General features: G+C 48.2%; 10 protein-coding genes. 6 read left to right on the top strand and 4 right to left on the bottom strand.

Going from position 1 to position 12,297, the window contains the following annotated elements; translation table 11 throughout:
- Positions 1-813 (bottom strand): PPC domain-containing protein (locus IM450_RS03350; protein WP_287664779.1); only part of this gene is annotated, 813 nt, incomplete at its 3' end.
- 1,274 nt (positions 814-2,087) lie between these two features.
- On the opposite strand from IM450_RS03350, the gene IM450_RS03345 reads away from it, so the two are divergent.
- Positions 2,088-2,876, top strand: a complete 789-nt coding sequence (locus tag IM450_RS03345; protein WP_287664776.1) for a response regulator transcription factor — start codon at positions 2,088-2,090, stop codon at positions 2,874-2,876.
- 85 nt (positions 2,877-2,961) lie between these two features.
- Here IM450_RS03345 and ftsH read toward each other — a convergent pair whose 3' ends face one another.
- The gene (gene ftsH, locus IM450_RS03340) at positions 2,962-4,857 is read right to left on the bottom strand and encodes an ATP-dependent zinc metalloprotease FtsH (RefSeq protein ID WP_287664773.1); all 1,896 of its coding nucleotides are present in this window, start codon (positions 4,855-4,857) and stop codon (positions 2,962-2,964) included.
- A gap of 214 nt (positions 4,858-5,071) precedes the next feature.
- On the opposite strand from ftsH, the gene rimP reads away from it, so the two are divergent.
- The 5 genes from rimP (at position 5,072) to IM450_RS03315 (ending at position 11,134) form a co-directional block, all read left to right on the top strand.
- A complete protein-coding gene (gene rimP / locus IM450_RS03335) occupies positions 5,072-5,542 on the top strand; it encodes a ribosome maturation factor RimP (RefSeq protein WP_002801172.1) in 471 nt (156 codons plus the stop codon).
- A gap of 125 nt (positions 5,543-5,667) precedes the next feature.
- The gene (gene nusA, locus IM450_RS03330; RefSeq protein WP_002801174.1) at positions 5,668-6,864 is read left to right on the top strand and encodes a transcription termination factor NusA; all 1,197 of its coding nucleotides are present in this window, start codon (positions 5,668-5,670) and stop codon (positions 6,862-6,864) included.
- Positions 6,861-7,142 (top strand): YlxR family protein, encoded by a 282-nt coding sequence (locus IM450_RS03325; RefSeq protein WP_002801176.1) that lies wholly within the window; start codon positions 6,861-6,863, stop codon positions 7,140-7,142. Before nusA ends, IM450_RS03325 begins: the two co-directional genes overlap by 4 nt.
- A 112-nt stretch (positions 7,143-7,254) precedes the next feature.
- The gene (infB, locus tag IM450_RS03320) at positions 7,255-10,314 is read left to right on the top strand and encodes a translation initiation factor IF-2 (protein WP_287664767.1); all 3,060 of its coding nucleotides are present in this window, start codon (positions 7,255-7,257) and stop codon (positions 10,312-10,314) included.
- 250 nt (positions 10,315-10,564) lie between these two features.
- Complete coding sequence (locus IM450_RS03315) at positions 10,565-11,134, top strand: low-complexity tail membrane protein (protein WP_287664765.1); 570 nt, start codon at positions 10,565-10,567, stop codon at positions 11,132-11,134.
- Positions 11,135-11,160: 26 nt separating this feature from the next.
- On the opposite strand, the gene IM450_RS03310 is transcribed toward IM450_RS03315, so the two are convergent.
- Complete coding sequence (locus tag IM450_RS03310; protein WP_287664762.1) at positions 11,161-11,889, bottom strand: carbonic anhydrase; 729 nt, start codon at positions 11,887-11,889, stop codon at positions 11,161-11,163.
- Positions 11,890-11,913: 24 nt separating this feature from the next.
- The coding region (locus IM450_RS03305) for a Uma2 family endonuclease (RefSeq protein WP_287664760.1) at positions 11,914-12,297 on the bottom strand (384 nt) is incomplete at its 5' end.

Here is a 12,297-nt window from a genome sequence, read left to right as displayed (position 1 = left end):
TAACAGTTGCACGTCCGCGTCGGCGGTCATTCCAGTTAGACCAAGATTAAAGTTACCAGAATTAGCGAGGGTGAAACGATAGTAATCGTTGGTATCGGTGCTTCCTACCCAATCGGTGTAACTGGTGGTGCTGGAACCGACGGTAATCGCTCTGGCTGTGGCGAGGGTATTGCCGGCTAGGTCAACAGGAGCTAAAGGAGCGGCCGAAACAGCGAGATTATAGTTGGTATTGCCAGTATAGCAATAGACACGAATGTAGTAGGTGCCTGCACTCAACTGACGGGTAATCCTCTCAGGGTTGCTACCACCCCGAAGCGAACTGGCAATGACAGAACCGCTACTATTTAACAGTTGCACGTCCGCGTCGGCGGTCATTCCAGTTAGACCAAGATTAAAGTTACCAGAATTAGCGAGGGAAAAACAATAGTAATCGTTGGTATCGGTGCTTCCTACCGAATCGGTGTAACTGTTGGTGCTGGAACCGACTGCAATCGCTCTGGCAGTGGCGAGGGTATTACTGGCTAGGTCAACAGAACTGGAAAAACTCACAAAATTACTTTGACCCGTTAAAAAATCATCGTCGTTAGACCAAGAGGAAAGGGATTGGGATGATGGCCAGCGATTTTCTTGTCCTAGCTGGTATTCTTCCACAGAATTGCTGACAAAGTCAGAATCCATGCCCTGGAGACTTTTGGGGACAACAGGGGTAATCAAGTCGGAGCGTCCTAAACCTGATTCCACCACAAGGGTTGGTAACTGGAAGATATTATCTAAAACATTGCTGTCTGATAGGTTGAAATTTTGGTCAAACATACTTTTTCTCCTTGAGTGCTTCAGATGTGGGGTCAGGGGTCGGTTACTAACTGTCGATACTTATTTCTGGGGAGTTGGGGGTTATTTCGATCTGCGCCCTCCCTTTACCGTCGTATAGTATATAAGTCAGGTGAAAACTTTGACTGAATATATACTGGGGCTGCGATCTAATCTTATGCACTTAGTGGCTATGGTGGGAAGAATTGATGACTTATTCCCCGCTAGGAATTTCTGAAAATCTGAGGAATCTAGACTATCTATACAGTTATAGAGGTCGTTGGCGGCAAAGTTATCTATCATGGTGTTCCGGTCGTTTTTTAGTGGTTAGATGGCTGAGAGAACAATCAATAAGATATTATCAGACAGACAATATTTGTCAGCTTTTGGGTAAGTCCCCAAAAGAGTAGGCCAATTAAAATGGCTCTCTTGGACATTGGGTGAAAAATGTTCACCATGTCACATTAGGGGCGCAAGCATTGCGCCCCTACCGCCGCGAGTAGTGTGATTGGTAGGGGCGTATAGCATACGCCCTTTCTTCGATAAGATTTGCTTATCACCATAACTCCAAGAGAGCCATTCAAATCTGAATTGGCGCATTACTGTCCGAGTTTGTACGCCAATTCAAATCTGGATTCCACCACACTCTGATCTTATTCCAGATAATACCTTGAATGGGGTTCGATAGTCAAGACATTTTCGAGGAAGTATGAATTACAAATTATGAATTATAAATTATAAATTATAAATTATAGTTTATAATTTATGGTTCTTCGGTTTGTGTTATGCGATGGATGGGGTTACAAGGGATGAAAACCTTATATAAAAAGACATTCGGAGATTTATGTCAATTGTTTTCGATCTAGAACTAACTAATCAATTAAGTCTCTTGCCAGATAAGGATTTGGTCGATTTATGCCCCCCGATCAAACCATACCAAGTAACGAAGAACCTAAATTATGAACTATAAAGTCGGGAGTGGGGTGATGGGATTATAAATTATGAATTATAAATTATGAATTATAAATTATGAATTATAAATTAAGTAGTCGTGCAAAATTAATTTCCTAGTGAAGATAGGCAATAGGCAAGAGGTAGTTAGATATGTGTAATTAATTTTGCTTAGGTACTTATGAGGGAGATGGGGAGATGGGGAGATGGGAGCAGGGAGAAAAAAGCTGACAGCTAACGAATGTTACGATTGTTACAACATCTTGACATTAATTCTGATACCCTGACAATGTGTCAATCTGTGCAGTAATGGGGCAGAAACTCAGGTGGTATCGATCTATATTTCTATTGTTGAGGGCAACCCGCACTTGCGATCGCTATTAGCTTGGCATCTGCAACAGGCCGGTTATTTGGTCAATCAATCGGCAACCCTGCAAAGTGCGCGTCAAGCTTTCCTTCATCGTCAACCAACCTTAGCAATTATCGATTCCGACTTGCCGGACGGGGATGGAATCGAACTCTGCCGTTGGCTTTATCAACAAAAACAGTCTTTAATACTGATTCTCTCGGCCCGCAATGGCGAAAAAGATGTGGTCAATGGTTTAAAAGCTGGGGCCGACGACTACCTGAGAAAGCCCTTTGGAATGCAAGAATTTATGGCTAGGGTAGAAGTGTTGACCCGTCGTTCACGCGGTGGGGCCGCTCCCCTACACTTGGATTATGGGGAATTAAAAATAGATTTAGCCCAACGACGGGTACAATTTCGCGGGGAATATATCGAATTAACCCCCCAAGAATTTAGCCTACTCTACGTTTTAGCCCAAGCGGAGGGAACACCCCTATCAAGAGCCGATTTACTGCGTCGCGCTTGGCCCGAGGAAATTGATAATCCCCGGACAATCGATACTCATGTTCTCTCTCTGCGGAAAAAAATCGAAACCGATCCCAGACAACCTAATTTAATTCAAACCGTCCGCAACGTCGGCTATCGTTTCAATCTAGAAATGTTGGCCCAGATGACTTCAGCTTTAGAAGCTAATATTATTGCCTCCACCAAAGGCAATCATAACGGCCATTCCATGAGTAAAATCCCCGCTCACAATGTTAGTCGTTAATTCTGGCTTTGTCCAAGCAATTAGCAGATTTTTTGCTGAAATCGTCTCCTAAGCACTTAATCGAAGCGAGGAGACGAAGGGCAAATTAAACCGTAGTCACCATTGACCGATCCGCTTGTTGCTGAAATTCCGTCAATAAACGCCGGAATTCGTCGCCGTCAATGGTTTCCTGTTCAATCAGTATATCCACCAAGCGATCGATCGCCACACGATTGTCAAGGATAAGTTTTGTTGCTAAATCGTGGCATTGCTTGACAAGTTCTCGTACTTGTGCATCAATTTTCGCCCTCATCGCGAAAGAATGGTCGGCATGATAACCAGCACCAGCACCACCGAGATAGGAATTGCCCTCCTCCTCTAGAGCAATCAATCCCAATTCCGACATTCCCAGACGCGTTACCATCTGTCGGGCCAGATAGGTAATTTTTTCAATATCATTACCGGCCCCGGTGGTCACTTCATCCTCACCGAAGACACATTCCTCCGCCACTCGTCCCCCTAATAATCCCGCAATTCGGGCTAATAACTGGGAACGACTGGTTAAACCCTGTTCTTCATCGGGAGTGAACCAAGTTAACCCCTGCGCTTGACCCCGGGGAATCAGAGTGACTTTTTCCACCTGATCGTGGCCGGGACAGAGACTAGCGACAATCGCGTGGCCGACTTCATGATAGGCGATCAAACGCTTGGCTTTACTATCCACTAAAGCGCGCCCTTCCATACCGGCCACAATCCGATCGATCGCATCGTTGACTTCCGCCATGGTAATCGCCTCTTTCCGTCTTCTAGCGGTAAAAATCGCCGCTTCGTTGAGCATATTAGCCAAATCTGCCCCAGTAAAACCGGGGGTGCGCCTGGCGATCGCCTCCAGAGCCACATCAGCAGCCACCTTTTTATCGCGAGAATGGACCTCTAAAATGCCCAAACGTCCCTTAAAATCTGGATAATCCACCACCACCTGTCGATCAAAACGACCCGGACGCAGCAGGGCCGAATCCAAAACATCGGGGCGGTTGGTGGCGGCAATGACGATAATGCCGGTATTTCCTTCAAAACCATCCATTTCCGTCAATAATTGGTTCAGGGTTTGTTCCCGTTCATCATTACCTCCCCCATAACCGACCCCTCTTTGACGACCAACGGCATCAATTTCATCGATAAAAACCAAACAAGGGGCATTTTCCTGGGCTTTTCGGAACAGATCTCGCACTCGCGACGCACCAACCCCGACAAACATCTCCACGAATTCCGACCCGGAGATGCTGAAAAAAGGCACTCCCGCCTCTCCCGCGATCGCTTTAGCCAGTAAAGTTTTCCCCGTCCCCGGAGGCCCGATTAACAGGACTCCTTTGGGGATTTTTGCGCCAATAGCCGTAAATTTTTCCGGTTGTTTGAGGAATGTCACCACTTCCTGTAAATCTTCCTTGGCCTCATCCACCCCCGCCACATCATTAAATTCTATGCCGGTTTTCGCCTCCATCTGAAACCGCGCCCTTGATTTACCGAAGTTCATCGCTTGACCGGAAGCATTGGCAGAACGACGGATAATAAACACCAATAATCCCAAGACGATAATAATCACTAACAGGTTAGTGAGAACATTGATCAGGGCCGAATTGTCAGTGCTAGGGAGAATACCGTACTCAATTTTTTCAGCATCGAGTTTCTTGATTAATTCGGGATTTTGGTCAAATAAATTGACTTCTTTCGGGGGGTCTTTATCCGTTTGACCGACGAGGGTAACTGCTGCCTGCTGCAAAGAAGGATTGATTTCCACCTTTTTTACCTTTCCTTGGTCGATCTTCTCTAACAATTCACCGTAGGTGAGGGTATTTGGGTTTTTTTGACTCCAAGCAGCAGTGACATGGCCAAAGGTTTGCAGAATCATCCAAGTGGTGACAATCCCTTTCCATACTGGCCGATGACCACGATTCTTAGCTGACTTGGCTCTAACTACGGTGAGTGGAGATTTTTGATCCATAATTGACTCTATATCTAGTTACCCTGTATTCATTGTGACAGATCGACTCGATCGTGACCACTGTTCTGTTTGCCCCCAGGCACGACCCTGGGGGCAAATAGTGATGACGGTTTTTTGCTATATTGTATTCAGCTAGGTGGTCTAACAACTGCCTATCCCAATCACTAAAAGTTTAGGGAAGTGGGTTTCGCCCGCTTTTTTTGTTGTCTAAATCATGACCCATCCGCTCATTGCCGACCTGCTGCACCTTGCCACCCCTATCGCTGAAAACTTGGGGCTAGAAGTGGTCGATATCGTTTTCCAAACCAATAAAAGGCCTCCCGTCCTGCGCGTCGATATTCGCAATCTTGCGGGAGATACCGGTTTAGAGGACTGTGAGCAGATGAGTCGGGCCTTAGAAACCGCCCTCGACAGTCAAGAAATCTTACCGGAGGCCTACGTTTTAGAAATATCTAGCCCCGGCATTTCTCGACAACTGAGCAGTGAGCGCGAATTTCAGTCTTTTAAAGGCTTTCCCGTCATCGTTACCGGCCAGGATAGCCAGGGAAAACCGAAAGAATGGCGCGGAAAACTGCAAGGTAGAGATGAGCAATCTATTTATCTTAACCAAAAAGGTCGATCCCTGAGCATCGATCGCACTACCGTCATCAGCGTCCGTTTAGATGAGCGGCGGGATCAAAAGTAAAAAAAAGGACAGGAGACGGTCGCCAGGAGACTGCTTTTATTTATTCTCTCTATTGCCCATTGCCTGTTCCTTATTGCCTATTCCAAGTTCTAACTAATAACTCAAAAGTAAGGAGAAAAATAATTATGGCTACTGTTAATTTGCCCGGTTTAAAAATAATGCTCGAAGAAATTAGCCAACGACATAATCTGCCCAAAAATGCCGTACAAGAAGCCTTGCGTGAAGCACTGCTCAAGGGGTATGAACGTTATCGACGCGCCCAAAGTTTAGAAAAAGCCGCTCAATTTCATGAAGATTATTTCAATAACTTTGATGTGGAATTAGACGTAGAAGAAGAAGGCTTTCGCATCCTTTCGACTAAAACTATTGTGGAAGAAGTGACCAATCCCGACCATCACATCGGTCTTAAAGAAGTGCAAGAAGTGGCCGACGAGGCCCAATTAGGGGATGAAGTAGTTCTGGATGTCACCCCCGACCAAAGAGAATTTGGTCGCATGGCGGCGATTCAAACTAAACAGGTTTTACTGCAAAAACTGCGGGATAACCAACGCAAAATGATTCAAGAGGAGTTCCAAGATCTAGAAGGAACCGTTTTACAGGCCCGGGTCGTCCGTTTTGAAAGACAGGCCGCTATTGTCATGGTACAAAGCACCTATGGTCAACCGGAAGTGGAAGCAGAACTACCCAAACGGGAACAGCTACCCAACGACAACTATCGGGCCAACGCCACCTTTAAAGTGCTGCTCAAAAAAGTCTTAGAAGGTTCTCACCGGGGCCCGCAATTAATCGTTTCCAGAGCGGCGGCGGGTTTGGTAGTATATCTGTTCGCCAACGAAGTTCCCGAAATCGAGGAGGAAATCGTGCGTATTGTCGCCGTCGCCCGGGAAGCCAATCCCCCCTCCCGTCACGTTGGTTCGCGGACAAAAATCGCCGTCGATACCCTAGAAAGAGACGTGGATCCGGTTGGGGCCTGTATTGGGGCCAGAGGTTCGCGGATTCAAGCTGTGGTGAACGAATTGCGGGGGGAAAAAATCGACGTAATTCGCTGGTCTCCAGATCCCGCCACCTACATCGCCAATGCCCTTAGTCCCGCCCGTATCGACCAAGTTTTGTTCACTAATGCCGAAGAAAGACAAGCACTGGTACTGGTGGCACAGGATCAATTAAGTTTAGCGATTGGCAAAGAAGGGCAGAACGTGCGTCTAGCCGCCCGTCTGACGGGCTGGAAAATCGATATTAAAGATATCGCCCTCTATAAAGGCGAACAAGAGCTAAAAAACGCTGAAAAAGACCTAGAATTGCAGGATTTAGAAGAAGAATGAATCCCTTCGTCAATTATCGACGCTGTATTAGCTGTCGTCTCTTCGCCCCGAAAGAATCCTTTTGGCGAATTGTCCGACTACACCCGTCCGGACAGATACAATTAGATCAAGGCATGGGAAGAGCCGCCTATATCTGTCCGCAGCCCAACTGTCTGCAACTAGCTCGGCAAAAAAATCGTCTCGGACGCGCCCTAAAAGCCAATATTCCCGAAACGGTCTATGAGTCCTTGCAAGAGCGACTCGGGCCCGCCGGGCAATTCAGACCAAATCAGGATTAAAATTGACGATCATAGCCACAAAATCGTTAGCATAGAAATGGGGCAGTCTTGACAGGATAAAAAAAGCAGCCAACTTATTAGGATCACTAACACTTTAGCCGGGGGATAATGGATGAGTAACACGAAAGTCAGAATTTACGATTTATCAAAAGAATTGAATCTAGACAACAAGGACATTTTGGACATCTGTGACCAGTTGAACATCGAGTACAAGAGCCACAGTAGCACGATCAGCGAAGAGGAGTCCCAACGCATCAAAGCGATTGCAGCAAAGGGAGTCACCTCGAGTATGAGTAAAAATAGCACGGGTCAGCGAGAATCGGCTAGTCCTGCCGAAGAAAAAAAACAAAAGATTTTAGCCCTGCATAAACATAACCGCCCCGAAACCGGCGAAGAGGGGCCCAGCCATCTCGGTCAGGCTGGTTCCTCAGCCAAACCGACTTTAATCAGTCCCCCCCGTCCCCCGGTTAAACCCCTCGTCGCTCCCCCAGGGCGCGACGGTGCGGCCGAAAAAACTCCCGCCACGGAGGAGAAGAACGCGGCTACCCCCACCGATGCAGAGATGCTATCTCAGCTCCCCAGTGTTAAAGGAACCCCGACCGAAACCCCGCTAGTCCAGGAAGCAGCCTCCACCTTAATCGCCCCACCTAATCGACCCTCCCTCACCCCGAAACCGCGCCCTGAAACCACCTCGGGCCGTCCAGAACCCCGAGCCAAAAATGCCCCCGGCAGTAACGACAGGCCCCGGGGAGAAAAACGCGAGCGCGGCGAGAGCGAAAACGCCCCTAGTCCTGAGCGCAGGGCTGGCTTGGCTAAACCCGAAAAACCGACCCTCAACCGCAAAACCGACGGAAAAAGCCCGAAACTGGGGGAACCAGCCAGAGAAGTGCGGGAGACGGTGGAATTGAAGCGCCCAGTTCGCCCCGGTATGCCCGCTAAAATCTCAGCTACCGGCGAGGAAGAAACCGATACCACCAAGAAATCTGGCATTGATGGCACAGAAATCGATACAGATACCGGACTGCTCGGAGCAGACGGGCCCAAAAAACTCAAACGACCGACCATGCCCCCTCGCATGGCCAAAAAATCTACCTGGGAAGAAGAAGAAGAAGAAGAGAAAAAAGCGGCCAAAACCGCCAAAACTGCCGGCAAAAACAAACGCCGCACCCAGGCTCTCTTTGAAGATGACGATGATCTAGAATCGGAACTATCCGGGTTAATCAATACCCCCAGTTTTACCCTTTCCACCGCTCGTCCCCCCAAACCGCCCAGCGCTAAAGCAACCACCCCCGGCGGCCCAACAGCAGTCAAAGTTAAGCGGCCTAGTAAACCAACCGCCCACACCGGCAGTCCGAAAAGCGAGCGCCAAGAACCTCAAGAGGAAAAACGCCCGGAAAGCATCGTCGTCACCGGCAGTCTCACCGTGCGCGACCTCTCGGAATTGATGAAAGTCCCCGAAACCGAGATCATCAGAACCCTATTTTTTAAAGGGATGGCGGTTAATATCACCCAAACTCTCGACGTGGACACGATCGAAATGATCGCCAGGGACTTCGATATGGCCGTGGAAACCCCCAGCACCCAGTCGGCGGCGATCAAAACCACGGAAATGATCGATGTCTCCGACTGGGAAAGTCTCCAGCGTCGTCCCCCCGTCGTCACCATTATGGGTCACGTTGACCACGGTAAAACCACCCTCCTCGACTCGATCCGCAAAACCAAAGTCGCCCAGGGGGAAGCCGGCGGCATCACCCAGCACATCGGTGCTTACCACGTCGATGTGCAACATAACGGCAAACCGGAACAGATTGTCTTCTTAGATACCCCCGGCCACGAAGCTTTTACCGCCATGCGGGCCCGTGGGGCGAGAGTCACCGATATAGCGGTGCTGGTGGTAGCCGCCGATGATGGCGTACAACCCCAAACGAAAGAGGCAATTAGTCACGCCAGGGCCGCGGAAGTCCCCATCGTGGTGGCGATTAACAAAGTCGATAAACCCTCGGCTAACCCCGACCGGATTAAACAGGAATTGACCGAACAGGGACTGGTGGCCGAAGATTGGGGCGGTGAGACGATCATGGTTCCCGTTAGCGCCCTGCGGGGTGAAAATCTCGATAATCTGCTGGAAATGATTCTCTTGGTGGCAGAAGTGGAGGAATTGGTCGCTAACCCCGATCGCTTGGCCAAGGGAACCGTCATCGAAGCTAACCTCGACCGCACCAAAGGCCCCGTGGCTACCCTGCTCGTCCAGAATGGTACTCTCCGCGTCGGTGATAGCATCGTCGCCGGTTCCGTTTTCGGCAAAATTCGGGCCATGATCGATGATCGCGGTCAAAAAGTCGAAGCAGCCACCCCCTCCTTTGCCGTGGAAATCCTCGGTCTCAGTGATGTGCCGGCCGCTGGCGATGAGTTCGATGTCTATGAAAGTGAGAAAGAGGCCCGATCAATCGCTGATCAACGGGCGATCGAACAACGCAACACCCGTTTACAACAGGCCCTCTCCTCCCGTCGCGTTAGCCTTAGCACCCTCTCTATCCAAGCTCAAGAAGGACAACTCAAGGAACTTAATCTCATCCTCAAGGCAGATGTGCAAGGTTCCGTCGAGGCCATCCTCGGTGCGCTCAAACAGTTACCCCAAAACGAAGTGCAGATTCGGGTTCTCCTCGCCTCTCCGGGGGAAATCACCGAAACCGATGTGGATCTGGCCGCCGCTAGTGGTGCGGTGGTGGTGGGCTTTAATACCACCCTGGCCAGTGGTGCGCGCGCATCCGCTGATCGGGAAGGGGTCGATATCCGCGATTACAATATCATCTACAAGCTTCTCGATGATATTCAAGGGGCGATGGAAGGTCTTCTTGACCCCGAAGAAGTGGAAGAACACCTCGGTTTTGCCGAAGTGCGCGCCGTCTTCACCGTCGGTCGTGGGGCTGTGGCGGGCTGTTATGTCCAATCAGGTAAACTGGTGCGGAATCGCTTCCTGCGCGTGCGTCGCGGCAAGGAAATTGTTTATCAGGGAGTTCTCGATTCCCTCAAACGGATGAAGGAAGATGCCCGGGAAGTGGCCACCGGTTTCGAGTGCGGTGTCGGTGTTTCTAAATTCAATGACTGGAAAGAAGGCGACATTATCGAGGCCTACGAAATGGTCATGAAACGCCGCACTTTATCCAGTTAATTACACTTGAACCGTCAGTTATCAGTTATCAGTTATCAGTTATCAGTTATCAGTCATAATTCCCCCACTCCCCCACTCCCCCATCTCCCCACTTCATAATTCATAATTCATAATTCCCCCACTCCCCCACTCCCCCATCTCCCCACTTCATAATTCATAATTCATAATTCATAATTCCCCCACTCCCCCACTCCCCCATCTCCCCACTTCATAATTCATAATTTATAATTTATAATTCTCATTTCCCTCTATGAAATCAGAACCTTTTTTGTGGATTCATCTGGCAGGGTTAGCGGCTTTGCCAATCTTTTTACAAATCGCTTGGATTGGTTTAGCTGTGGGCGATCCCTTGCCTTTTCTTTGGCTAGAATGGCTATTTCTGGGAGCGATCGCCATCGTCCCCGTTTTTTGGATGCAGTGGACAAAACCTTTTGATATCTTTAGTCTTTTGTTGGTTGCTCTAAAACCGAGTCAACTCACCCCCGAACAGTTAAAAATTCTCTCTCTTTTTAAACGTCCTCGCCATCGTCTTCTTACTCTTTTGGGAGTCGTCCTCTTAATTCTCATCGCTTGGCCCATCTATAATTTTGCCCCTCTAGCGGCTGCCGTGGCCGCCTATCTCCCCCAATGGCGGCTTTTAGGTTTAGTCATCGCTGCGATCGCTCTCCTCTTAAGTCACCTATTTCTACAGGTTCCTCTGAGTGTTCTTGGGGTTTTAGCCACGAAGGAAAGTGACTGGACAGCCACCGAAGCTTTAGTTATTGAGCGCATTCCTGAGTTATTTACCATTGTTGGTCTAAAAGTTAATAAAATTATCTAAATTAGCCAAAATGCCGACAATTTCGACTAGGAATGCAGGATCGAGCGCCCGTTTAAGGGTTGAATATTCCTGGCATTACTCGGAAAAATCGCGGCCAATTGTTGCAGTTGTTGGGGAGAAATTTTGATCGCATTTTGCCAGACTAACCAGAGAACATCCTCGCTACAGGGGGGAGTGGACAAAGACCCCCGATATTCATAAAAACCGCTATTTTCCGGCAGCAAAAGCCCGACATTGACCCAAGTATCGGGGATAATCATTTCAGGAGAAGGTTCTTCGGGCAAATAATCCCAAATGGTTTGTAAATAGGGATTATTTGCCCCAATTTCGGCTAAGATGCCCACAACTGCTAAATTTCCCTTCCCATTTCGATGCACTAAATGAATTTCCAGAGGGAAAGACTGACCTTTAATCTGATGTTCGCTGGGGTGATGAAAATGAAACTGCAATAAATCCCATTTTTCGCCGTGAAAACTCATGTTTCCACCTTTTTCGGTCTGAACTAAGATTGTACGACCGTTATGGCGAATTTTTAGGGGTACAGGAAGATAATTAAAGGTGGGGTGGTATAGCTCTTTTTCAGACACTATACTCAGATCGATCGGTGTTTGTTGCTTTCCCGTAGTGCAGAGGCGATAATTCCTTGATAATTCGCCCCAATGGTCAATATTTTGATAATTCCAAGTAAATTCTGGATTAATAGCCCCAAGAAGAGCCTGAGAGCCTATAAATTGCAGTAATTCTCGTCTATACATGGGATTAAATTTAGCAAACCCTAATTAGAAATTTTCTTGGGGATTTATGCCCAATTCCCGCAGTTTAGCCGCTAATTTTGCGGATTTCTGCCTTTCCTGTTGGACTTGATTTTCTGCTTCTACAGCCCGATTTTCTGCCTGTTGTGCCGCTTCTGCGGGAGTGGGTACTAATTCCCCTTCGGGGGTAAAATAGCGCAATTTATTGGCGAATAAACCCAAATATAAGCCTAATTGTTGACTCCAGAGCCATCCCTGAGAATTGGGGGCAATCGGTTGATATTGACCGCTAATTAGAGTAAATCCTTCAAATTCTAGGCTTTCTGGGTCAAACCAAAAATAATCGGGAGTGCGAAATATATCTTGATAAATTTGTTTTTTCTCCTCTCGGTCAACTTTGGCGGTACTATC

This window comes from Microcystis sp. M083S1 (assembly GCF_020246405.1).
Classification (GTDB): domain Bacteria; phylum Cyanobacteriota; class Cyanobacteriia; order Cyanobacteriales; family Microcystaceae; genus Microcystis; species Microcystis aeruginosa_C.
The sequence above is the reverse complement of the archived record's forward strand: the minus strand, read 5'-3'. Positions and strand labels throughout refer to the sequence as shown.

Excerpts from the sequence above, each read along its gene's own strand:
- ftsH (WP_287664773.1), bottom strand. The coding sequence starts at position 4,857 with ATGGATCAAAAATCTCCACTCACCGTAGTTAGAGCCAAGTCAGCTAAG.
- rimP (WP_002801172.1), top strand. The coding sequence starts at position 5,072 with ATGACCCATCCGCTCATTGCCGACCTGCTGCACCTTGCCACCCCTATC.
- nusA (WP_002801174.1), top strand. The coding sequence starts at position 5,668 with ATGGCTACTGTTAATTTGCCCGGTTTAAAAATAATGCTCGAAGAAATT.
- IM450_RS03325 (WP_002801176.1), top strand. The coding sequence starts at position 6,861 with ATGAATCCCTTCGTCAATTATCGACGCTGTATTAGCTGTCGTCTCTTC.
- infB (WP_287664767.1), top strand. The coding sequence starts at position 7,255 with ATGAGTAACACGAAAGTCAGAATTTACGATTTATCAAAAGAATTGAAT.
- IM450_RS03315 (WP_287664765.1), top strand. The coding sequence starts at position 10,565 with ATGAAATCAGAACCTTTTTTGTGGATTCATCTGGCAGGGTTAGCGGCT.
- IM450_RS03310 (WP_287664762.1), bottom strand. The coding sequence starts at position 11,889 with ATGTATAGACGAGAATTACTGCAATTTATAGGCTCTCAGGCTCTTCTT.